Source organism: Acinetobacter sp. 24-47-64 (assembly GCF_057737055.1).
Genome location: NZ_CM173215.1, coordinates 808834 through 833265 on the forward strand (window position 1 = coordinate 808834; position 24432 = coordinate 833265).

Consider the following 24432-nt stretch of genomic DNA (forward strand, 5'->3'; position numbering starts at 1 on the left):
ATACAAAGTTATATATTCGTGAGCATAAATTATTGAGGCTCTTTTTGTAAAACGACATATGGTGTATTTACTACGGATCTTTGTTTTAACTTATAGATGATCAAAATGGCAATAGCTGCTAAAACAAATGCAAAACCAAAATTTCCGTACAATTCTAAAGGCGAGTTTCCTAGGTCTAAAAAGTATCCCGCAATAATTGGAGAGAAAATACCACCAAAACGACCAACACCAGTTGCAATCCCCACGCCTGTTGATCGTACATCTGCCTCATAGAGCTGTGTAGAAATGGCATAGATTCCAGCTAAACAGCCATTAATAAAGAATCCTAGCGTTGTGGCAACGATGATTAATATATTTAAATTATCTGTATTGTTCACAAACAATAAAATACATACGTACGTGAGGATTAAAAAGGCAATTTGATTGATGTATACGCTGACTTTAGAACTAAGAACACCAATGATAAAACTACCTAAAATACCACCCACGCTGATCATCATGGCAGTTTTAATAGATAATGAGTTATCTAGACCAGAACTATTTAGAATTTTAGGTGTCCAGCCCATCACGAAATAAAAACCAAAAAGAATAAAGAATATAGAAACCCATAATACAAGGGATTTAACTAAATACTTGTGGTTAAATATTTCTACGTAAGAAGACTTTTGATTTTCTACATATGCTTTGGGGAGTGTGAGAATTGGTTTTTTATGCATTTTAGAGAAAATTTGATTCAATTTTTCCAAAGCATGTTTTGGTTGTTTCAGCAACAAATAATCGATCGATTCTGGTAAAAATTTCAATGAGCACAGAAAAGCAAATGTAGTAACGAATCCACCAATTAGAAATACTTGTCTCCAACCGATACTTTCTAAGCTATATACAGCAAGTAGTGCTCCGCTAATTGCTCCAATCCCATAACCGGCAGATAATATCCCAACACTAAAACTTTTATATTTAGTCGGAGAATATTCACTGGCCAAAATCATAGCACTGATTTGAACACCACCAATACCAACACCAGTGAAAAATCTGCACAGAACCAATTGCTTAAAATCGGTGGCAAATGCAGATGCAAACATGCTCAAACCACAGATTAATAGACAAAGGTTAATTAAATTACGTCTACCGATTTTATCTGCGAGAGGTGCAAGTAAAAATGAACAGACGGTCATACCAATTAAACCAGCACTAATTAAAGTTCCTATATTAGTACCAGTTAATGAAAACTCATTGGCAACTGAACTTGCCAAATAAGCCATTATCATGAAATCGAATCCATCGATAATGTATAAAATAAAACAGAAAAAAACGACGAATTTTTGATATGAACTTATTTTGTCGTTATCGACACAGTCCTTTAATTTTAAGATATCCATTCTTTTTTTAATCCTTATAGAACCATAAATGCAGCACTGGTTTTTGCCACTAACTTTCCATGCTGCCAAGCTTCACTTTCAATGCTTAAAATTTTACGTCCTTCTTTGATGAACCACGCTTTTGCCAATACTTCACCAACTTCACATGGTCTGAAGAAATCAATTGTTAAATTAATTGTGGCAGCTGGTTTTTCTGTTTGATTTAAGGCAGCTAAAATGCCCATTGCATCATCAAGCATGGCACAGACCATGCCTCCTTCAACACTTCCCCTAGGATTAGTAAAACTTTCAAGAGCAGTATATTGAACTGAAATTTCTCGCTTTTCCTTGTCCCAGTGAAGTTGATGACCACCCAATAAATGATGAATAGGAGGTAAATTAGATAAAACTTGTTCGTCCATTGAAAAGTACTCCTTTTAATATTTATTTCACTGCAAATGCATCATAGATCACGGCTTTTCCGAGACGCATTGCACTTCCAACTGCAATTGTCTGATTTAACCATGCATATTTTTCTGAGCTAGTTTCAAACTGCATGGTTAACTTGAAGTAATATTGAGTGGGATTAACATCTTCACCACGACTTAATTGTTCTAGTACTTGTGGTGAAGCATGGCGATAACCTTTAGTTTGTAAATAAATCAGAGCACCATCATCAGTTTCTAATAAATAGCGCGTATCTATATATGCCAAACCTTTGCTATCGACCTTTTGCCAATCTGCACCATTGTTAAGAATACGCCCCTTCAAACTTGGTCCAGAAAAAGTTCCTCCAGTGATTGGGATAATGCGTCTTTGCCCTAAATCTGAAGTTTTACCGAGTTCCCAAACTGGGGATGTGAGTTCAACATTGAATGTCGCAAGGGGTTCAAGTTTTATGGGTTGTGGTGAATATTGGGTATTTGCCAAACTTAATGTAGTGGTGGTATAGACCAATAAGCCGATTAAATATTTCATACTTATTATCCTTAGAGAGGGTAGGGTTCCTCAGTAAAGAACCCTTTTGTTATTATTTAAATTTCCACGTGTAATCAATATTGATACGAGTTTCATTGGCCGGCTTAATATTGGCGGTAATTGGCATATCATTATCGTAGATCGCGTAACGCGCGCGTAAACCTAAATTTTTTAGTGGGCCATTTTGAACTATGTAAGCTAGATCAAAATCCAATTCATCTTCCGAAAAATCTGTACCACCCAACTGTGGTGCGTAAATATTGCTACCATGGGTATAGCGGGTCATAAAACGAAGACCTGGGATATAGTCTTTAAAATCGTATTCATAACGCAGGCTATAAACACGCTCTTTCGCATTCAAAAACTCACCAGTCCAAGTATCAATTGCTAGTCCAGTTTCTCCTCCAGTTAAGTATGGAAAAGCAGTATCTCCAAAGTGGTGAAATGTAGAAAAGATAAACTTATGGTTTTGGTGTTGAAGTTCTGAATGGCTATGAAGTAAATTATTGTCAACTAAACCCGCTTTAGCAGTCCCATCTTCATCGCTAATGTAGTAACGCAACTGTGTTGTAAAAGTGGAGTGATTTGAGATTGGATATTTATAGGTTATGCCTAACAACGATTGGCGATATAAGTCGTTAACATCCATATGAAATGCAGTCAACCGCAATGGATTATGAGTCAAGTCATAATGTCCACCTAAGTAATACAAATAATCTGTTTCTTCAGAAATATAACGACCATTTACTCCAGAGATCTTTATAGCTTCATAATTTGTAGAATCACGTTGATTGACTTCATCAATATAGGATGCTTGGAGATCCAGACCTTGAATATCTTTAGATTGAACTGCAACACCTCGATACGTTTGAGGTAAAAGTCGTGCTGGAGAGCCGACTAAAACAGGGGTCATGGGTTGAAGAGTCCCTATACGTACCTCGGTTTCAGAAACTTTAGCTTTTAAAGTGACTCCAACTTCACCATATTGATCTGCAGGCTCATTGGTTGCCAAGGAACGAATTAAGTTTCCTGTGCCTCCATATTTAGCATCAGCATCCAGTTTAAAACCTGCGGTCGCTAATAGATCTAAACCAAAACCAATCGTTCCATCGGTGAATCCAGATTGCGCTTTAAAGATAAATCCTTGTGTCCAGTCTCTTAATGCGGGGTATCTATTCTCAACTTTAAAGTCACGGTCAAAGTAGAAGTTACGTGCAGTTAATTCGACTTTACTTTGGTCGATAAAATTATTTGCAAATACTGGAGCGGTACATAATAGAAGTGGTGTGATCCATAATTTTTTCATCTTTATTTCATCCTGAAATAGTATTAATACATAGAGGTAATCTTTGTGTTATTTTCCTAAAAGTTCTCTTGCAACGATTTCTTTCATAATTTCATTGGTTCCCCCATAAATTTTTTGAACACGTGCATCGACATAAAATCGAGATATTGGATATTCCCGCATGTATCCATATCCCCCGAACAATTGCAGAAGTTGATCAATGACTTCACATTGGGTATCAGTGATGAAGCATTTCAATGCCGCAACTTCGCTTACATCCAATACTCCCTGTTGATAAAGCGACTTACATTTTTCGACAAAGGCTTCGGCTGCTAGAGTTTTAATTTTGGCTTGAGCGATTACAAAACGAGTATTTTGAAATTGTGCAATTGATTGTCCAAAAGCTTTACGTTCGAGGACATATTCTTGAGTAATTTCTAAAGCACCTTGCAAAGCGCCTAATGCCATGAGAGAAATACTCAAACGCTCACGTGGAAGTTCTTGCATGAGATAGCTAAAGCCTTGACCTTCCTGACCTAATAATTGGTCTTTAGGAACTCTGACTTGGTCAAAAAATAATTCGGCAGTGTCTTGAGATTGAAGTCCAATTTTTTTTAGACCACGACCTTTTTTTACTCCATCTAAATGAGCATCCACCAATAAAATCGAAATACCTTTAGCTCTTGCTTGAGGATCAGTTTTAGCAATTAAAACTATGAGATCTGCATGTTGACCATTCGATATAAACGTTTTTGAGCCATTTACCACATAATGATCGCCATCTAATAAGGCTTGAGTGCGGATGGCTTGTAGGTCTGAACCTGCATTGGCTTCAGTCATTGCAATAGCTGTAACAACTTCACCGGATACCATTTTAGGTAACCAATATTGTTTTTGATCTTCACTTCCAATATTCTGGATATAGGGTGAAACAAGTTCACTCTGACCACCGATTGCAACGGCTAACGCAGAGAAGCCCGCTCGAGCCGTTTCTTGAACGATCATTTGTGAATAATATATCGGTGCGCCGTAACCTCCATATTGTTCAGGCACATCGACGCATAAAAATCCATTTTGTCCAAGTTGATCCCAAACTTGTCGAGGCATGAGTCCTTGCTCTTCCCATGACTCATAATATGGGGCGACAAACTCTGCTAGGAAGCGTCGATAATTGTCCCGAAACAGCTCAAAATCACTATCTTTCTGCATAGCGTTATCCTAATTTTGAATGCAACTGTCTAAGCAGCGTTTGACTAAACGCTGCTGAATAAAAAAGTTGAGTTAATTTCTAAGGGTTGGAATGCGAATAATGAGAGGATTATTAATGTTTTTTTCGTATAACTCTTCCACCATTGCTATGCGACGTTTCAAGATACCACTTTGATTGAGATTGCCTTTATCAGTGGTTTCTCCTGCATCAAGAAATGGAGGTTCAATCATGAGGTAAAGCATTGAAACAGTGTTTGAACTACCTGTCGCATCTTTGTTGAAATCAATTAAAAACTGCTTAAACCACTGTTGAACTTTAGGGTGTAGAAGCACCTCTTTAGTATCCACTAGACTTAAATCTAATCCTGCATACTCAGCGCAATCTGCAATTTTGGGAAATATTAAAAATCCAATCGCACTTAAATTAGAACCGGTGATACATACATCTTGAATAAGTCGATTACCTGTAATGAGAACTTTATTGCGTAAAGTTCCAACATTGACAAAGGTACCTGTATTCAACTTAAAATCTTCAGCTATACGGCCATCATACATGAGTCCTTGACTCGGGTCGGATGGATCCACTAACTTCACTGCATCCCCAGTGCGATAAAAGCCTTCATCATCAAAGATATTAGCTTGTTGTTCCATAGGCAGACGCCAGTAATGTTTCATGACATTTTTACCACGAACACAAAACTCAAGTTTGTCACCATAAGGAACTAATTTCACTTCACAACCTGGAGCTGGATATCCAATGAACCCAGCCATTACTTTGGGACCAGTTGTAAACACACATGATGGTGCAGTCTCAGTCATCCCCAAACCGCTCATGATACGAATACGTTCTCCACAGTGTGACTGCGCGATTTGATCAAGTCTGTTCCAACCAGCTTCTGATAGTGCAGCACCAGCAAAAAACAAAATTTTAACTCGACTAAAAAATTTTTCGCGTAACTCAGCATCTCGTTCAAGAGCTACGGTTATTTCTTCCCATCCTTTAGGAACGTTTAAATACACAGTAGGTGCAATTTCCTTAAGATTCCTGATGGTTTCTTCCATCTTTCCTGGAACTGGCTTGCCGTCATCAATATAAATTGTGCCGCCGTTATATAATGCGATTCCTACATTATGACTGCCACCAAAAGTATGATGCCATGCTAACCAATCAACTAATACTGGGGGGGTCTCTTCAAACTCAGGGAAGGTCTGAAGCAGCATCTGTTGATTGGTACATAGCATTAGATGCGTTGTAGGTACCGCTTTCGGCATTTTAGTTGAGCCAGATGTAAATAGAAATTTCGCTATTTGATGTTCATCAATGGTCTCATAATGATCTTTAATATCACTAATTTCAGAGGAGAGGAGTGAAGAGAAAGCAAGGCAATTTTTCTCACCAAATTTTCCAGAATTCGTAACGATCACAATATCATCTGTATCACAGCAATGTTCAATCGCTTTAGCAAAAGCTTGACCATCATTAGCAAAAACCAAACCTGGTGTTAGAACATCAAACACATGTTTGAGCTTGCCAAAATCTTTAGAAATAAGTGAATAGGCAGGAGAAATTGCGGAGAATGGAATCCCTGCAAGCATTGCTCCCATTGACAAAGTAAGATGCTCTAGATCATTTCCAGATAGAATGACAATAGGACGTTCAATTGAAAGATGTGAATATTGTTTCAAACTTTGTGCAATACGCCATGCTCGATCTAATGTTTCTGCGTATGTAAGCTTAATCCATTCATCATCATGACCACGTTTTGCTGCGAATACACGATCGGGATGTGTTTGAGCATATTGAATTAAACGGTCAGTAATTTTTTGTGGGTATGGTTTAAGTTGTTCTTTTGGGGAAATATACAAAGTGCCATTTTTAGATTGAAACTCAATCTCGTGACTGCCTAATTTAACAAATCGCTCAGGGTATTTATGCGTATGAACCGTCATATTCGACATTGTTTTCACTCCATGTATTTTTAGCTATTCTTTTCCAACGAAAAGAGCTGACTTCATGTCAACTCTTTGAAATATTCGTTAAATAGGGTAGTGACGAGTTTTGGTTTGCATGGTGATCCAACGCAGCTCAGTGAACTCTGCAACTGAGACTTTACTCCCAAATCGTCCATAACCACTTTGTTTCACGCCACCAAAAGGCATTTGCGCTTCATCATGAACGGTTGCACCATTAATATGACAAATACCTGATTCGATACGTTTAGCAACATCTAGAGCTAGGGATAAATCTTGACTAAAAACTGCTGCAGATAATCCAAATTCTGAGTCATTTGCTAAATCGATTGCTTCATCAACAGTTTTAAAACGTTGAACGGTGCACACAGGACCAAAAGACTCTTCGGCATAAATCTGCATATCTTTAGTGACGTCAACTACGATAGTAGGTTGCATCATAGCACCATCAATGCTTAAACCTAGTGGTAAATATGCACCTTTTTCACGTGCATCTTCAATTAAATTTTTGATTCTTGTTGCAGCTTTTAAACTTTCTAGAACGCCCAGGGGTTCTTCACTCTCAAGTGGATTTCCTGCTCTGATATTCTGAACTTTATTGATCAATTTTTCGATGAATTGGTCTGCGATTTTTTCATCCACAAGAACACGCTCTGTCGACATACAGATCTGTCCCTGATTGAAAAAAGCGCCGAAACTGATGGCATTAACGGCTTCGTCCAGGTCCGCTTGCTCCAATACAATGACCGGTGCTTTGCCACCAAGTTCCAGCAACACTGGTTTGAGGTATTTCGCTGCAGTTTCTGCAATTATTCGTCCTACATGCGTTGAACCTGTAAAATTAATTCTTTTAGTCAATGGATGACTGATTAAACGCTCTACAATCTGTGGAGCATCTTGCGGAGCATGAGTAATGACATTGACAACACCATCGCCAATACCTGCTTCATGAAGTACTTCCCCAATTAATCGATGCGTTGCAGGGCAAGCTTCAGATGCTTTAAGTACGACTGTATTCCCACAAGCCAGAGGCATCGCTAAGGCACGAGTGGCTAAGATAACAGGAGCATTCCACGGCGCCATACCAACGATGACACCACATGGAACGCGAACACCCATAGCGATATTGCCAGGAACATCTGATGGAATAATATTTCCATCAATTTGTGTAGTCATGGCTGCCGCTTCTCTCAGCATATTGGCAGCAAGATGAACATTAAAGCCATACCACGTCGCAGTTGAACCTATTTCATGTATTGCAGTTTGAATAAACTGTTCAGTTTTTTGATCCATCAAATCTGCAGCTTTAAGCAATTTTAAACGTCGGTCTGTTGGTGATAGAGCAGACCAAGTTTTGAATGCTTCATGCGCTGACTCAATTGCACGATCAACATCGCTTAAAGTCGCTGCTGCACTCGTTGATGCGATTGAGCCATTAATTGGACTGATTCTTTCAAAAGTTTGTCCTGAACTTGCTGCAACAGATTGGCCGTGAATAAGTAACTGTACGTTTTGCATGGTGAATGTTTCCTTACATGTCCATCATGACGAAAAAAGTAGATTCTGCTTAAGCAGGACGTTTATAAGTTTGAAGACCTGGTTTGATTGTTTTGTCATCCAAGAATTGCTTCATACCTTGTGCACGACCACCTTCATCATCACGGTAGTTGCATTGATCCAGTTTGGCGTATAAGTAATCTTCGTTTTGCTCCCAAGTCAGCTCACGACAGCGTTTAAAACCATTCTTCGCTGTACGCAGTACAACTGGATTCTTTTCAAGCAAATTATTTGCCAATTCAGTTACTTCTGCACGTAATTGAGCAAGTGGAACACTCTTGTTCACTAAGCCCATATTTGCAGCCTCAACACCAGAGAAGGTTTTGCCTGTCATGATGTAGTACATAGAAGCACGATGACCAACTGTATCAGCCATAGCTTTGCTCACTAAGTTACCTGGAGGAATTCCCCAATTCACTTCAGACAAGCCAAATGTAGCTTCATCTGCTGCAATGGCTAGATCACATGCGACTAGTGGTGAGAATCCACCACCGAAGCACCAGCCGTTTACCATTGCAATCGTTGGTTTTGAATAAAAACGAAGTAAATGCCATTGCCAACGTGATGCATCACGACGAATTCGCTCTTGGAAAATTTCTGGCTGGCTGTCAACCTCACGGAAGTACTCTTTCAAGTCCATACCTGCTGTCCAAGAATCCCCAGCACCAGTGAGTACCAAAACACCTGCTTCTGGATCGAGTTCAAGCGTTTCAAGTACATCAATCATTTCTTTATTTAAGGTTGGACTCATCGCATTTTTCTTTTCTGGGCGATTTAAAGTGACCCAAGCAATGCCAGCTTCAACTTTTACATCAACAGTGGACCAGCGATTTTGATAAGACATGATAAGCTCCTTAGTGTTTGTTTTATGTCCTGTTGGAATTAAGATAATATCAGTTAAACTTACATACAAGTGTTTTTTTGAATTTTTTATAGAATTTTTATAATATATTGATATTTAATAAAATAATATTTTAAATGAATTTTATTTAAAAAAAAATATTGATTATTTTATAAGTTTGGGTGATATTTTTTGGGTTGCCTGGACGGAGGCAATACATAGGATGTGTATTTTTTTAAAAGTATTTTAAAAGCTCTAAAAGGGACAATAAAAAATGGAACAAAGTGTAAGTAGTAAGACTAAAGCTACGCTTACACTCGTACTGTGTTTCGCTATCGCTGTATTTGAAGGTTTCGATCTTCAATCAATGGGCGTAGCAGCACCACGGATGCGAGCAGAGTTTGGCTTAGATAATACTCAAATGGCATGGGCATTTAGCGCGGCAATCTTGGGTACTTTACCTGGTGCATTATTAGGAGGTCGTTTCGCTGATAAAATTGGGCGTAAGGCAGTTCTATTGACCAGTATTTTAATTTTTGGAGTGATGTCAGTTCTAACGGCATATGCTTCTGATTATACACTGCTTTTAATCATTCGTTTCTTAACTGGCTTAGGGATGGGTGGCGCTTTACCAATGATGATCACCATGGCATCTGAGGCAGTATCAGAGAAACATAAAGGCATTGCAGTCAGTATTATGTATAGCGGTATTCCATTTGGTGGAATGTTGACATCATTCGTGGCAATGGGTTTAGCTGGTGATGCGCAATGGAGACATATCTTCTACATTGGTGGCTTCGCTCCAATTCTTTTAATCCCTTTGCTAATGAAGTATTTGCCGGAGTCTAAAGACTATTTAACAGCGACGAAGAATAAAACTTCTACCCCATTCTTTGAAGTGTTGTTTGCAAAAGAACGGCGTTTTTCCACGATTCAAATTTGGATCAGTTTTTTCTTTACGTTAGTTGTTTTATATTTTTTACTCAACTGGTTGCCACTATTGATGGGTGCACAAGGTTTAGGAAAAACAGAGGCGAACTATGTTCAAATTGGTTACAACATCGGTGGTATCTTCGGGTCGATTCTCATGGGAACTTTACTTGATAAGATTCGCATGAGTACTGTAATTAAATTTATATATATTGGCATCTTGTTATCACTGTGCTGTCTTGCAATGTCTCCAACTGTTGCTTTACTTGTATTGTCTGCTGTGGGTTGTGGTCTATTTATTGTAGGTGGCCAATCAGCGCTCTATGGATTGGCAGCGATGTTCTATCCAACAGAAATGCGTGGCACGGGTGTAGGCGCTGCAGTCGCAGTAGGGCGTATAGGATCTTTTGCAGGGCCCCTATTTGCTGGCATGCTACTGTCGTTAGGTTCTAGTTCAGCAATGGTCATTGGTGCAAGTATTCCACTGATTTTATTTGCAGCTGTTGCGGCATTAATGCTTGTACGCAAGCCACGAGCAGAGCAGTCTGATGCTGTTCTAAATATAACTACACGTTAAACATATGTTAAAAGTATGATTACGACAGTAGTCATACTTTTGTTCATCTATTAAGGAATATAAAATGTCAGAAGTTAATCATTCGATTCCGACACTGAGCTATATAATTGCAAGGGTTGATCGTATTGTGAGTAAACTTTTAACTGAACGTTTAAAAGACTTAGATATCACCTTATCTCAGTTTACAGCATTGTCAGTTATCGCTGCGAAAGGCAATCTATCTAATGCAAAACTTGCAGAACGTTCATTTATTAAACCGCAATCTACCAATAAAATTCTACAAGATTTACAAAACCAGGATTGGATCAGTAGAGCTTCAGATCCCTCACATGGACGAAGAATTTTAATTAATGTAACGCCTAAAGGATTTGAAAAACTCGAACAATGTCGAAACATTGTTAATGAGATAGAACAAAAAATGTTAGATGGGGTAGATATCCATTTAGCTTATTTAATTCGAAACAATCTAGAGTTAATGGCAACCAATCTTCAAAAAATAAATATTGATGATACGAACTCATAATCACCTCAGTTATTAAAAATAGAATAGTGAATTTACGGCCTAAAAGAGTCCTTTAAGTCAACAGAGATTGATATTCCAAATCTGACTCGTTAGGATCAATCATGATCAAAAAAATTGAGTAGTTATATGTCTTCAGGGCAGCAAGTGTTAATTGAACTTCGCAAAATGATTATTTCTGGGGAGATTGCAGGAGGTTCTCGTTTGGCTGAAATTCCGACTGCTGAAATGCTAGGTGTATCACGTCAACCCATTCGAATGGCTTTTCGGCTTTTAGAGCAAGAAGGCTTACTCGTTAAAAATCCAACTCGAGGCTATACTGTTCGAGAAATTTCATCCAAATTAGTTCATGATGCTTTGCATGTACGTGGCGTTTTAGAAGGTCTTGCTGCAAAAACGCTTGCTGAAAAAGGCATGACGATAGATCAACATCAAACACTTTTGAATTGTATTACCCAAATTGATTCCATATTCAATAAACCAGAATTAACAAGTGATGATTTAGAAACCTACCATCATTACAACACTATTTTTCACAATACTATTATTCAAGGCTCGGATAATATCGCAATTGTGCAAGCACTCAGTAAAAACAATCAGTTACCTATGGCATCTGCACAAGCACTGACTTATGATAAAAATAATGCGCTGTCTGAAATTCGTCGTTTGCAATATGCGCATATCCAACACTGCTCAATATTCAATGCATTAAAGCAACAAGACTCAGCACGCGCTGAAAGTTTAATGCGTGAGCATAGTCATGTGGTTACTTTAGGGGAGACTATGCGTTCAATATTTCATACAGATGGGTCTATATAAAAAACCCTTCAATTAATGAAGGGCTACACTTGAAAATCTATCGATCCAAATTAAACATCAATGATAATTCGTTGAGATTTGGCTCTTGAGCAACAAGGTGTGAATTGATCATTTGCAGCTTGTTCCTCTTCAGTTAAATACATATCTCTGTGATCAATTTCACCTTCAACAACATTTACTAAGCAAGTGCCACAAATACCTTGTTCACAAGATAAAGGGATACAGATTCCAGCATGTTCTAAAGCTTGTGCTGCAGATTGATCAGCTGCGACATGAATACGTTGCCCTGTTTTTAAAATCTCAATTTCAAAACTGCCATCTTGACTGGTATCAATAGCTTGTGCGCTGAAATGCTCTTTATGTACTTGATGACTAGGCCAAGAGAGCGTATCTGCGGTATGGATCACATAGTTCATAAAACCATCTGGGCCACATACATAAATATGATGATCGATATGAGGAGAGGCAAAGACTGTATTCAAAAGAATATGTGTTTCAGGTTCATCATCAATATGGATGTGGACGGAATCTCCTAGACCCTCTAAATCTTGTTGGAATGCAATAGAAGCTCTCGTTTTCACAAAATACAGTAATTGGAAGGACTGATTATTGCGTTTAAGCTCTTTAGCCATTGCTAAGATAGGAGTGATACCGATTCCACCTGCACACAAATATGCATATTCTGTCTCAGGAACCAAGGCAAACAAATTTCGTGGTTCACTAATCTTGAGCTGCTGACCCTCACTAAGTTGTTCATGAATAAATTTAGAACCACCACGTGATAAAGGATCATTCAGGACACCAATGACGTAACGGTGCTGCTCTGAACTACAATTTGCCAAAGAATACTGTCTAATTAATTGATTACCTAAGTGCACATCAATATGTGCACCGGCTTGAAAAACTGGTAATAATTCACCATGGGTGTTTACCAGTTCGAAAGATAAAATGTGTTCATTATGACGATAAATCTTCTGAATAGTCACATCCATGTGAGTATCGCTCCTTGGTAAAATGAAAAACTGATAAAATGTGGGTTTACTTTAAACAACATTCAAAGTTGTAATTTTCTGCTCATCATTCGTTTGCTCTAAGCTGATCAAGCGGTCAATTACTTTTCGAGATTGAACACCGCCTGCATCAATATTCAGCATCAGCAATTTACGATCAGGATGTCTCAATAAATTCTGTTGCTGTTGTTCAAGCATATCTAAATCTTCCGAGAAAATTTTGCCCTGTCCCTCACGAATTTGGTTAGTTAATTCGATGTTGTCAGGTTGGAAGTGTCGAGCCATTCCCCAGAAATACCAGTGAGACGTTTCCGTTTCGGGGGTAATAAAATCTACAACGATTGAAGACACTTTTTTATTTTCCGGTGCGTTGTAACCACCATGTCCTGCGTGGGCAACACCAACTTCAATATGAACATTACTAGGTGCATGAAAGTGACAAATTTGCCAACGGTCTACTAGAACATCTGCAGCGAGATTATTACCTTTTAGAGCCATTTGCCAAAATGGAGGTGCATAAATGTTTTCCATATGGCGTTCAGTCACAACATGGTCACCATCAACACGAGTGGTTGGTGCAGCTTCATCAATTTCTTTTTGACCAATGCTGTTTGCATGAACATATGTTTCATGGGTGAGATCCATTAAGTTATCAATCATCAAACGGTAATCACAGTTGATGTGGAATAGTCCACCACCATAGGCCCATTCTGGATTTTCAGCCCACTCTAAAGTTGGGAGTTGATCTTCACTTGCAAGCGATTGGTCTCCTGGCCATACCCAAATAAAGCCAAATTTTTCAATTGCGCGATAGCTTTTATTGCAAGGAAAGCCACGTACACGTTGCCCAGGCATTGAAACCGTTTTGCCGTCACATCCCATCACTAACCCATGATAACCACAGACCAGTTGACCATCTTCAACAAAGCCTAATGACAAAGGTGCACCGCGATGTGGGCAAAAATCTTCAACGGCATGTATTTGGTTTTCTTTTCCACGATAAAAAACCATTTTTTCACCGCAAATTTGTCTTCCTAGAGGCTTATCTTGTACTTCTTCAGGTCGTGCCGCCACATACCAAGCATTTTTTACAAACATGAGTTGATCTCCTTATCAATTGGATCCAATAATTCTATTTTTTAGATAAAAAGTCAATAATAATCTTTAAAAATAAATATTTTGGATCCATTTTTGAGAGAGCATTTAAATAATAATTATTTTTGAGCAAAAATGATGGCAAATCACCATCCAAGAATATGGCGAAATTGATTCATTGTCAGAGAGGGCACGAGGGGTTAATTTATTAAACAAAAAATACTTAAACTTGATGGATTATTGGGATTTTATTTTTAGCTTCATTAGAAAATTAAAATTGACCTAATTTTTTCATTTGACGACGACGTCTCGTGAGCCCCAAGATTTCTTGGCGATCTTGAATTTCTTGAGCAGAATAAGGAAGCGTCTGTTGCAATGCTTCGAGTTGAAGATGACTGTTTTCAATGAGGAAGCAATCATGCTCAACTGGCCATGCACTGGTAATGGGTTTGCGTTTACGGGAATAGTTCATGGTTAAATTATAAAATTTGAGAAAAGAATAGTGTAGATGGGTATCAAGTTAAACGACAAAACATGTCGTAATGATTTAGAACACTAAGATTTTAAACCCTATTTTAATGAGAATCTTTCAACGTACTTTTAAGTCATATTAATTGAATAAAATTACCTAGATTTACACGGTTTACATAACATGTGGATTTTGAAATGAGTTGTTACGTTTCGTGCCATCCCTCTACTGGTTTTTAAGTTAATATTTTAAAAGTTAAAACTTAATAACACCAAGAAAATTAACAATAAAAATAAAGAAATAATCATTTCTGTAATGAACGATTCAATGAATAATCATCGGAATGAGTAAAAAATATGATGCTAATCGTGGTGTGTTTTGCTTTGGTCAGTTGCTATGCCGTATGGCGACTATTATTACAACCTAAATTGATTATGGGGAATACGCAGAGGCACTTTGATTTAACAAAACTCCTCAAGCCTACTGATCTCAGCCAGCCGGCGCGCTTGGTGTATGATACGGATTCTGTCGAAGATATTCGTATGTTTGATGAGGTTGCAAAATTACTGTTTGAGAAACGTGTAAATCATCGTGATATCAAGTTTGCTCAGCAAATTCAATATGAGTTTTTGAACAAGATGCCATCACGAACTTTATGTCAGATCAATCAATTTGATTTAGGTGAGTGGTCGATTTTATGGGAATATCGTAATCAATCCCTTGAATACTATGTGAGTCAATATGGCATCATGTATCGACATACTGACGCACAAGGGGTAGAGCATCAATTTGACTTTATTCAGTAATTTAGAATTTAATCATTAACTAAATTGAGATAATTTTGGAGCATGTCATCCCAAATTTTTTCTGCGCCTTTTTTGAAATATCCCATGTGTCCAATTGCAGGCATTTGATACTGTTTGGCTGTGATATCAATGTAGCGCATATCAGCAGAATGATAATGTTGCATAAAGGCTTGCCTCGAATTTGGGAGAGCCCAATCATCATCTAATGCTGAAACAGCATAAATTTTGGTTTTAACACTTGCATATTGTGCTTTTAAATCTTGTTGCTCGGGGTCAGCGAAAAAATATAACGGATTTTTGCACCAACGACGCCACTGTTGATATACCCCTAAAGGCAGATCAGAGCCCATATTGAATTTACTCCAAGGTAAATAACCTGTGACTGCGACAATGGGTGGAAACACAATACTCCACATCACGGATACTTTGAATCTTTCTTTGAACGGCATATATCCTGCCCAACCTGCACCTGTACCGTAGCAACACATGGCACTGACTTGATGATGATTAGGGGTAAGTCCCAAGGCTTGACCACCATAAGAGTGTGCAGTCACAAATAAGGGGAAAGTATCGCTAGAAAAGTATTCAATGGCACCAGCGAGATCAAGTTTCCCCCAATCCAAATAACTCATTTTAAAACCTTTGAGTTGTGCTGGAGATGATGCCCCCACACCACGATAATCAAAGGTTAGCACTTCAAAACCACGTTCTGCAGCATACTCTGCAAATCTGCGATAAAAAGGTTGGGGAACCGCTGTCGCTGAAGCCACAATAATACGTGCAACAGTCTTCACACCAGATGATAGGTAGCGAGTGCCGGTGAGCATATAGTTATCTAAGGCAGGAAACTGAACTTGAGTTTTATTGATGCTCGGCATCTGGTTCACATTTGGAATAGCTTGCATGTCTATATTTCCCGATATTGAACTATTGACCTTTAAAGCGAGGTTGACGTTTTTCGCTCATTGCTCGCATACCTTCGACTGCATCTTCAGATTGTATTAGTGGAAGAAGATGAGTCTTTAATTGATTAAAAGCGTACTGTTCATCATGTGAAATTGCTTCATGAGCAGCCGTCAATGTGGCCTGAACAGCGAGTGGAGCAGCTGAAGCGATGGATTCGGCGAGTTCAATGGCACGGTCAAGCGGATCTTGTTCTGTTACTTCGGTAATTAAATGAAGTCGATATGCAGTTGCAGCATCAAAAAAATCCCCCGTCAATAAGTAGCGCATTGCATTAGACCAACCTGCAGTTTTAACGAAGCGTGAAGTTGCTCCGCCAAAGGGGAGGATGCCACGTTGCACTTCAAGTTGAGTAAATTGGGTATTTTGATGGGCAATACAGATATCGGCATTCAACATCAATTCTATTCCAGCAGTAAAACAATACCCCTTCACAGCGACAACGACTGGTTTTTTTCGTTTACGACCAGTCGTGCCCCATGGGTTAATCAAGTTCATATCTTCCGAAAATATACCATCTGACATACGCGGCTGAAGCTCAACCAGATCTAATCCTGCCGTAAAGTGCTCTCCATGTGCATAAATCACAGCACAGCGTAAATCGGACTGGTCTTCATAGGTGGTAAGTGCTTGTGAAAGTTCATCAATCATATGACTGTCGAATGCATTGCGCTTCGCAGCACGGTTTAAACCAATCAACATCAGATGATTGCGAATTTCAATGGTTATTCTGGTCGTTTGAGTTGTATTCATCATTATTATTTTCCATTGAGGATATTCTATTTTTAGAGGAGTTTAATGGTTAGGTCAAAACTGTGCAGTTCAAATTGAACAGCGCTAAGTCGTGTTCGTTAAGAATCATGTATGGTGCCATTCAATATGCGTTAGGATAGGCGTATCAAATAAACCACGATCATTTTACGTAGTGTATGAGCCTTTTAGAAATTATTTCAGTATTGATGAGTGTATTGGGTGTAACCCTCACGATTCGCCGTAATATTTGGTGTTGGCCTGTGAATCTCGTGGCTTATGGCTTATATGCAAAGTTATTTTATGACTATCAACTCTATGGTGAAACGATATTGCAATGCGTGTTTATCGGTTTAGGAGTGTATGGTTGGTGGATATGGAAAGCTCAGTTTAAACAGCAAGAGCAACTTGGCATCAATCGTATTCAAGGGTTGAGAATTATCAAACATGTGTTTTTTACAATGTTGGCAGGATTTATTTTTGGTTTAGGTTTGGATTATTTTACGGATGCTTCCATTCCTTATTTAGATGCTCAATTGGCGAGTTTGAGTTTGCTCATTACATATTGGACGTCTAAACGATATTTGGAAATTTGGCCTGCTTGGATCGCGGTGGATATCATCTATGTCATGATGTTTATGTATAAAGATCTATACTTGACGGCTGGTCTTTATGGCGCATTTATTGTTTTAGCCTTATTAGGTTATCTTCAGTGGAAGAAAAAATATCAAGTTCAACAGCAAACCGTCTACTCACTCTGAAAAATTTACATCCTTGGACATTGATTTGAATGATTCGATCTGCAAAATAAAGCAGATCGACGTAACAATGAAATTGAATTTAACCAGTAGACTTTAGATCTATGATTATCCACTTTTGGGAAGCTCGATTTCTGCAATTTGTAAAATCATTACAACAGCATCCTCATCGTTATCTTAATTTTGAATCCGTTGCCGATTTTTATCAAAGTCAGTGGTTAAAAACGCTTCCTCCTCATACTGAATATTTTTGTACTGGATTAGACGATGGTGCAGAGCAGTTTGATATTTTGATTCAATATTTGCATCATCGAGTCAGTATTCACATTGCACAAGAAATTAAAGTTATTTATCGAGAACTCGATCTCTAAGAGTTAGGAGTGTACTTAGCAATTTTTAGCTGAGTCAAATTAAAATGCTTGAGCGTATCGCTAGCTGGATTTAAGCAAAAAAAGCTTTAAAAAAAAAATAGAATAAATGGTAAAAAAACCTTGATAAATCCTAATCTTAAGGTTAGATTGTGATAATAAGTGCAATTATAATAAAAAATATGTGATTTTATTCACTATATTTTGTAGGGGTGAAATAGATTTAATGATTACAGAGTTAAATGAAAATAAAGTTTATTTTGATGAGCTGTTTCTATTGAGTTAGTTCATTATGTTAAGACTATTCAATCGGATTTTTCGCCCCTATACACTTCATTCATTTATGAATCAAAGTGTCTTGATGAATTGGAGTAACTTAAATAAATGTATTCTGGTCATGGTATTGGGCGGACTTGCACATATCACCTGGATCGCATGGTATTTATTTTCATTCCATCATCCTGCATTACATCATTGGCTCAATCCTGACTATTATCATTTTCACCTGTCACGAATGTTACTGTGCTGTGCATTACAGTTTTTGCTGATTATTCCTTGTGTCATATGGCGTCATAAAGAGTGGGTGAGACAATATTTACCCTATTTTATTATTTTAGTATTTTCCGTGAGTTTCATTTATGGGGGCTATTCTGTTGGTGTCAGTAGTCCTGCTACCGTTGCGGGATTTATCAGTATTTTAACAGTTGGTCTGGTTTTGTTTGAACGCAAAATTGTGTATCTGCTTTTTTTACCTGTCACTATATATATGCTCATTGCAATTGTCAGCAGTGCTTTGGGGTACATGACCTACGCACCAGTCTTTAGTGATCAGCTCAATTATTCAGTCATGGTATTTAATGAATTCTGGGTTTATTCACAACTTTATTTTTACGTGCCTATTTTTTTTGCGACTTTTGTATTGTTTGAGATTTTGTTGACGCAATGGAGAAATCGTGAAAAACAAATTAATTTAATGAGTCAAATGGACCCGCTTACGGGGATTTATAACCGTCGAAAAATAGGTTTAGAACTCAATGAAATTCAATTACAAGAACGAAAATTTGCTCTCATTCTGTTAGATCTTGATCATTTTAAGAGTATTAATGATAACTATGGTCATGATATCGGAGACAACGTCTTAAAGCGTGTTGCCAATGTACTACGTCAAAATATACGTGATACAGATATTGTCGGGCGATTTGGTGGTGAAGAGTTTGTGATGCTGTTGCAGAATAAAAACCTCAGAGCTGCGATGGAGGTCGCAGAGCGGTGTCGCAAAGAAATTGAAAATGAGCTCTTTTATATCGATGAACGTACGACGATCAGAGTGACAGCAAGCTTCGGTATAGCCATTTCTGAATTTAATTTAAATAAAGAAGCGGTGATTCGTCATGCAGATCAAGCATTATATCTGGCAAAAAAACGTGGTCGTAATCAGGTTAGACACTACTACGAACTTCAGGATGCTGATGTCATACAAAAAAGTGAAACTTGAGCCGTAAAATTATCAGGTCACAAATTCGTCATTTAAATCAGTTTTACTTCATCTTGAAATGCTTTAAGATTGGTTGACTATTAATCAAATATTTGATTTAAAATTTAAAAAATTATGAAGATCAAATTCTTATCATAATTGAGATGAACGTATTATGACGATACTACCCGTTGCTCAAAAAGGTGAAGTGATCCTTGAATTGGTTGCATCGCCGGTAAGTGAACTTGAGTTTAGTAGTAGCTGGTTAACGCATCTGGTTGAAGCAATGAATTTTACGATGCAACAGCGCAATGGTGTCGGTATTGCTGCACCACAAGTTTATGTCTCTAAAAGGATTATTATCGTCGCTTCAAAACCCAATATACGGTATCCCGATGCGCCTGAGATGGAGCCTATTTACATGATTAATCCTGAAATATTGGAGCGTTCTGATCATGTTGTTTTAGGAGAAGAGGGATGTTTAAGTGTAGAGAATCGACGTGCGGAAGTAGCTCGAGCTTCATCAATCCGTGTCCGTTATCGTAATATGCAAGGACAGGAAATTACTGAGACTTTTTCAGAATTCCCTGCACGAATCATTCAACACGAAATTGACCATCTTGATGGGATCTTGTTTGTAGAGCGAGTTCACGCTGCTTAAAAAGACAATATAAAAGATAAAAGGACAGAATGAAGTTAATCAGGAAGATTCAACATATGATTAAGCGATTGTATCGTGTGGCCAATACGTACATCCTTGATCCTCAAAATATGCTGATCAATTGGAGTGATTTTAAAAAGGGACGGCTTATCCTCTTTTTTGGAATTCTAAGCCAACTTGAGGTCGCTCGCTGGTTAATTGTGGCTTTTTATAACCCTGAAAAAGCACAGTGGTTAAATCCTGACTATTTTGAATTACGTGTTACCCAATTGTTGGTGACCTCCGTGATTTATCTTGTCCTGTTTTGGAGTTGTTTCAAGTTTCAGCATATCACTAAGTTTCAAACCTTCATTGCTTACTTTGCTCCTAGTTTCTTTGGAATGACCATGATTTATTCAGGGTATTCGATTGGAATTTATAGCCCTGCAACGATGGCAGGGTTCATCAGTATTGTATTGGTCGGGTTGGTATTTTATAGCCGTAAAATTATTTATGGGATTGCAATTCCAATTACGATATACACGTTATTAACGTGTTACTTGACGCATATCGATCGAATTCGTTATGCACCTATGTTTAGTGATGAGTTGAATAAAAGTATCGTTTACCAAAATGATTTTTGGGTCATGAGCATGGTACAGCTCTACGTGCCCATTTTACTTATGAGTGTTTTATTCTTTGAGATTTTACTCACTCAATGGCGCAGTCGTGAAAAACAATTCGAAACCAGCAGTAAATTTGATGCGCTGACGAACGTTTATAACCGTCGTCAGATCAATGAAGTGTTATCACATTTTCAGCTGGATCGTGCTGATTATGCTGTGATCTTATTGGATTTGGATCATTTCAAACAAATTAATGATCAATATGGTCATGCAGCAGGAGATGAAGTCCTGAAACAGGTGGCGACGCGTTTGGAATATCATGTTCGTATTGGTGATACGGTTGGACGTTATGGCGGTGAAGAATTTATATTAATTCTGGACAATCTCAGTCGTGATCAAGCGGTTGATATCGCAGAACGTTGCCGTAACGCAATTGCACAGCAGCCGATTGTGCTGGATGATGGAACCTCGTTAAATGTGACGGCAAGCTTTGGTATTGCATTATCCCATGAGTTATCTGATCAAGACGTCATCACGCATTGTGCAGATCACGCTTTATATATTGCCAAAGAAAGCGGACGAAATCAGGTACAGTTATATCAACCAGCTTAGTTGAATGATTAAATTTCGGTTTTGGTACTACTAACTATAGAGAAACATACGCTTAGGTTTTTTTATAGCAATGCTTTTGTTTTGGTCAGTGATCATCAAATCCATACCATAAATTGATCTGAACGATAAAGCAGTCTTTTTAATGCTTAAAGCGCATTGACATGATCGCTGAATACATCCAAATTTTAATAAAAATAAATATGAATATTCGATAATACAATTAGATGATGACTCGAGAGAATGAAGTACAACAACAGCGCAGTTTATTGCAAGCTATCAAATATGTCTTGTTAGAATCTGATCGTTCTATTATTAACTGGTCCAACTTTAATAAAGGGATTCTGTTACTTATATTTGGGCTGTTGATGCTCATCGGTCATTGGTTGTGGTACTACCTAACTTTCCATTCAGAATATCAAATTTGGTTAGATCCAGAATATTATCCTCATCGGACATTGACCACATGTTTACAAGTGATTTTGACCATGTGTTTTCTGATAATCGCTTTAATGCTTCGTAAAAATGCTACTGCTCGCCGAATCTTGGGCTATTTAATCCCCTTATTTTATGGATTGATTGTCATTTTTTCAGGATACACGGTTGGGATTTATAGTCCTGCGGTGATGGCGGGAACGGTCAATATTGTATTAATTGGTTTTGTGTTATATGAACAGCGCATCATCTATAGCGTCTCTTTTATTATTGCTTGTATTATCTTGTGGTTGGCAGTACTGACGGCCAATGGTCAACTGACTTATGCACCATTATTTAGTGATGCACTGAATCAATCTAATTTGTATGCCAATCCTTTTTGGCTGAAAAGTATGGCGGTACTATATTTACCCATACTGTTGTGCTCAGCAGTTTTTTTTGAGTTGATCTTGTCGCAGTGGAGACGACGTGAGCGTAAGATTGAAATACTAAGTCAGAAAGATGCGTTAACCAACCTCTATAACCGTCGTTACATCAATCAGTTTACTAGTAAGTTAATTCAACAAAATCGCAGCTTTGCTTTCATCATCTTAGATCTCGATTTCTTCAAGCAGATTAATGACAATTATGGTCATGATGTTGGTGATCTTGTACTTAAACGTATTGCTCTCATTTTAAAACAGCAAACACGAGAAGAGGATATAGTGGGACGACTCGGTGGTGAAGAGTTTGTTCTAGTACTTAAAGATGGTGATATCGACGAAGCATTAATCATCGCAGAACGCTGCCGTCGAACGATCGAAAGTGAAAAAATTGAGATTAGCCCAGCGACTTTTATTCAAGTGACCGCAAGCTTTGGCGTGGCGATGTCACAAAATTTACCACATCTATACACAGACGAAGTAAAGCAAAGGATTTATAGTGCAGCGGATAAAGCACTATATCTTGCAAAGCAGAATGGTCGTAATCAAGTCAGATGTGACACGATATCGACAGCTGAATTTAACATTTGAGATCTTATTTTGGGTCTCCATTGATCACCAAGAGAATAAAAATGAAGACACCTGTACCTGATTATCTTGCCCATGTATTGGACCAATGTCATGCGAATACCGAAGGAGCATTGGCTGACTATATTCCAGAACTGGCAGCTGCCAATCCAAATCGTATCGCTTTAGCACTTTCAACCATTGATGGTACGATTTATTCTTCAGGGGATGATGAAGTTGAGTTCACAATTCAATCAATGTCTAAACCATTTGCTTATGCGTTAGCGATTCAAGAACATGGTTTGGCTCAGGTATTAGAAAAAGTTGGTGTTGAACCTTCGGGGGAAGCATTTAATCAAATCTCATTAGAAAAAGAACGATCGATTCCCAAGAACCCAATGATTAACTCGGGTGCGATTACGACACATTCTTTATTACCTCATAAAAAGACTGTTTCTCGTGCAGAACATTTACGACGTTTCTTGAGTGAACTGTGTGGGCGTGAATTAACCTTTGATGAGCAAGTCTATCAATCTGAACTCAAAACAGCATTTCGTAATCTTTCGATTGGATATATGTTGCGTACCGTCGGCGTGCTAGAAGAAGACCCAGAGCATATTGTTCATGGTTATATTCTACAGTGTGCGATTAAAGTCACCGTGAAAGATTTAGCGCGAATGGGCAGTGTATTGGCGAATGGTGGAAAAGATCCTGTTACGGGGAAATGTATTTTAGATCGTCAGGTATGTCGTCAGGTACTTAGCGTCATGATGACGTGTGGTATGTACGATGCAGCTGGAGATTGGTTGACCACCGTAGGTATTCCTGCCAAAAGTGGTGTGGCAGGGGGGATCATTGGTGTCTTACCAGGTCAGGTCGGAATTGCGGTTTTTTCGCCTAAATTAGACAGCCATGGCAACAGTGTTCGAGGTGTGGAAATCTTTGAACGTCTATCAAGTGATATGGGATTACATTTAATGGAGGGAACCCCTTCAGCACAAACCATTATCCAAAGTCGCCGTGAGTATGATGATGGCATGGTGGTGTATGAGCTACGTGGTGTCTTGCAATTTACAGAGACTGAAATGTTCTTGCGTGAGTTACAGAATGAGCCTGTAGGTAAAAATAAAGTAGTGCTTGATCTTACACATCTGACTTTAATCCATGATGTCGGTGCTCGAATGTTATTTGAAGGTGTGAAACGTCTACAGGATGATGGTCACAAAGTGGTGGTTTTAGATGCGGAATCATTGTTATCGGAACAACAAAGTAAAGGACACAAACGCGTCATTGTCCAACAGCACTTGCATGATTATTTAAAGTGATCAGCAAAGATGATGCACTTTAAGATGCGTGTATAATATTGAAAATTGTATACCGTTTTTTGGGAATGTT

24 protein-coding genes are annotated in these 24432 nt (G+C 38.2%); 11 read left to right on the forward strand and 13 right to left on the reverse strand.

The window, feature by feature from the left end; genetic code table 11:
• Positions 1–29: 29 nt before the first annotated feature.
• The 8 genes from AC1M85_RS03910 to AC1M85_RS03945 form a co-directional block, all read right to left on the reverse strand.
• Positions 30–1379, reverse strand: a complete 1350-nt coding sequence (locus AC1M85_RS03910) for an MFS transporter (RefSeq protein WP_488213586.1) — start codon at positions 1377–1379, stop codon at positions 30–32.
• Positions 1380–1393: 14 nt separating this feature from the next.
• On the reverse strand, positions 1394–1780 hold the full coding sequence (locus tag AC1M85_RS03915) for a PaaI family thioesterase (RefSeq protein ID WP_481595796.1): 387 nt from the start codon (positions 1778–1780) through the stop codon (positions 1394–1396).
• Positions 1781–1802: 22 nt separating this feature from the next.
• Positions 1803–2336 (reverse strand): DUF3237 domain-containing protein, encoded by a 534-nt coding sequence (locus AC1M85_RS03920; protein WP_488213587.1) that lies wholly within the window; start codon positions 2334–2336, stop codon positions 1803–1805.
• A 52-nt stretch (positions 2337–2388) separates the two neighbouring features.
• A complete protein-coding gene (locus tag AC1M85_RS03925) occupies positions 2389–3642 on the reverse strand; it encodes an OprD family outer membrane porin (RefSeq protein WP_488213588.1) in 1254 nt (417 codons plus the stop codon).
• A gap of 48 nt (positions 3643–3690) precedes the next feature.
• Positions 3691–4830, reverse strand: a complete 1140-nt coding sequence (locus AC1M85_RS03930) for an acyl-CoA dehydrogenase family protein (RefSeq protein ID WP_481590586.1) — start codon at positions 4828–4830, stop codon at positions 3691–3693.
• 72 nt (positions 4831–4902) lie between these two features.
• Positions 4903–6789, reverse strand: coding sequence for a feruloyl-CoA synthase (locus AC1M85_RS03935; protein ID WP_488213589.1), 1887 nt, complete (start codon positions 6787–6789; stop codon positions 4903–4905).
• 78 nt (positions 6790–6867) lie between these two features.
• Positions 6868–8319 carry an aldehyde dehydrogenase gene (locus AC1M85_RS03940; protein WP_488213590.1) on the reverse strand — a complete coding sequence of 484 codons (1452 nt, stop codon included), beginning with the start codon at positions 8317–8319 and terminating at the stop codon, positions 6868–6870.
• Positions 8320–8368: 49 nt separating this feature from the next.
• On the reverse strand, positions 8369–9202 hold the full coding sequence (locus AC1M85_RS03945) for a p-hydroxycinnamoyl CoA hydratase/lyase (RefSeq protein ID WP_035270071.1): 834 nt from the start codon (positions 9200–9202) through the stop codon (positions 8369–8371).
• Positions 9203–9473: 271 nt separating this feature from the next.
• On the opposite strand from AC1M85_RS03945, the gene mhpT reads away from it, so the two are divergent.
• The 3 genes from mhpT (at position 9474) to AC1M85_RS03960 (ending at position 12045) form a co-directional block, all read left to right on the forward strand.
• Positions 9474–10706 carry a 3-(3-hydroxy-phenyl)propionate transporter MhpT gene (mhpT, locus tag AC1M85_RS03950; protein WP_481953836.1) on the forward strand — a complete coding sequence of 411 codons (1233 nt, stop codon included), beginning with the start codon at positions 9474–9476 and terminating at the stop codon, positions 10704–10706.
• Positions 10707–10770: 64 nt separating this feature from the next.
• Positions 10771–11229 carry a MarR family winged helix-turn-helix transcriptional regulator gene (locus AC1M85_RS03955; RefSeq protein ID WP_092766907.1) on the forward strand — a complete coding sequence of 153 codons (459 nt, stop codon included), beginning with the start codon at positions 10771–10773 and terminating at the stop codon, positions 11227–11229.
• A 126-nt stretch (positions 11230–11355) separates the two neighbouring features.
• Positions 11356–12045 carry a GntR family transcriptional regulator gene (locus AC1M85_RS03960; protein WP_180028003.1) on the forward strand — a complete coding sequence of 230 codons (690 nt, stop codon included), beginning with the start codon at positions 11356–11358 and terminating at the stop codon, positions 12043–12045.
• Positions 12046–12095: 50 nt separating this feature from the next.
• Here AC1M85_RS03960 and AC1M85_RS03965 read toward each other — a convergent pair whose 3' ends face one another.
• From AC1M85_RS03965 to AC1M85_RS03975, 3 genes are all read right to left on the reverse strand, one after another.
• Complete coding sequence (locus AC1M85_RS03965; protein ID WP_481612901.1) at positions 12096–13037, reverse strand: PDR/VanB family oxidoreductase; 942 nt, start codon at positions 13035–13037, stop codon at positions 12096–12098.
• 51 nt (positions 13038–13088) lie between these two features.
• Entirely contained in the window at positions 13089–14153 is a 1065-nt protein-coding gene (locus tag AC1M85_RS03970) for an aromatic ring-hydroxylating dioxygenase subunit alpha (protein ID WP_035269112.1), read from the reverse strand.
• Between the two features lie 268 nt (positions 14154–14421).
• Positions 14422–14622, reverse strand: coding sequence for a hypothetical protein (locus AC1M85_RS03975; protein WP_035269110.1), 201 nt, complete (start codon positions 14620–14622; stop codon positions 14422–14424).
• A 353-nt stretch (positions 14623–14975) separates the two neighbouring features.
• Here AC1M85_RS03975 and AC1M85_RS03980 point away from each other — a divergent pair, with 353 nt between their 5' ends.
• Positions 14976–15425, forward strand: coding sequence for a hypothetical protein (locus tag AC1M85_RS03980; protein WP_488213591.1), 450 nt, complete (start codon positions 14976–14978; stop codon positions 15423–15425).
• Between the two features lie 8 nt (positions 15426–15433).
• Here the strand turns inward: AC1M85_RS03980 and AC1M85_RS03985 are convergent, their stop codons facing one another.
• Positions 15434–16330: an alpha/beta hydrolase family protein gene (locus AC1M85_RS03985; RefSeq protein WP_481591916.1), complete on the reverse strand. Its 897-nt coding sequence runs from the start codon at positions 16328–16330 to the stop codon at positions 15434–15436.
• Positions 16331–16352: 22 nt separating this feature from the next.
• Positions 16353–17144, reverse strand: a complete 792-nt coding sequence (locus tag AC1M85_RS03990) for a crotonase/enoyl-CoA hydratase family protein (RefSeq protein WP_488213592.1) — start codon at positions 17142–17144, stop codon at positions 16353–16355.
• 173 nt (positions 17145–17317) lie between these two features.
• On the opposite strand from AC1M85_RS03990, the gene pnuC reads away from it, so the two are divergent.
• From pnuC to AC1M85_RS04025, 7 genes are all read left to right on the forward strand, one after another.
• Positions 17318–17899 carry a nicotinamide riboside transporter PnuC gene (gene pnuC / locus AC1M85_RS03995; protein WP_488213593.1) on the forward strand — a complete coding sequence of 194 codons (582 nt, stop codon included), beginning with the start codon at positions 17318–17320 and terminating at the stop codon, positions 17897–17899.
• 101 nt (positions 17900–18000) lie between these two features.
• Positions 18001–18267, forward strand: a complete 267-nt coding sequence (locus AC1M85_RS04000; protein WP_481591919.1) for a hypothetical protein — start codon at positions 18001–18003, stop codon at positions 18265–18267.
• A 358-nt stretch (positions 18268–18625) separates the two neighbouring features.
• Positions 18626–19759, forward strand: a complete 1134-nt coding sequence (locus AC1M85_RS04005) for a GGDEF domain-containing protein (RefSeq protein WP_488213594.1) — start codon at positions 18626–18628, stop codon at positions 19757–19759.
• 151 nt (positions 19760–19910) lie between these two features.
• Entirely contained in the window at positions 19911–20399 is a 489-nt protein-coding gene (def, locus tag AC1M85_RS04010; RefSeq protein ID WP_488213849.1) for a peptide deformylase, read from the forward strand.
• A 56-nt stretch (positions 20400–20455) separates the two neighbouring features.
• On the forward strand, positions 20456–21616 hold the full coding sequence (locus AC1M85_RS04015) for a GGDEF domain-containing protein (protein ID WP_488213595.1): 1161 nt from the start codon (positions 20456–20458) through the stop codon (positions 21614–21616).
• 227 nt (positions 21617–21843) lie between these two features.
• A complete protein-coding gene (locus AC1M85_RS04020) occupies positions 21844–23061 on the forward strand; it encodes a GGDEF domain-containing protein (protein WP_488213596.1) in 1218 nt (405 codons plus the stop codon).
• 41 nt (positions 23062–23102) lie between these two features.
• Positions 23103–24362: a glutaminase gene (locus tag AC1M85_RS04025; RefSeq protein WP_488213597.1), complete on the forward strand. Its 1260-nt coding sequence runs from the start codon at positions 23103–23105 to the stop codon at positions 24360–24362.
• The last annotated feature ends 70 nt before the right edge of the window (positions 24363–24432 follow it).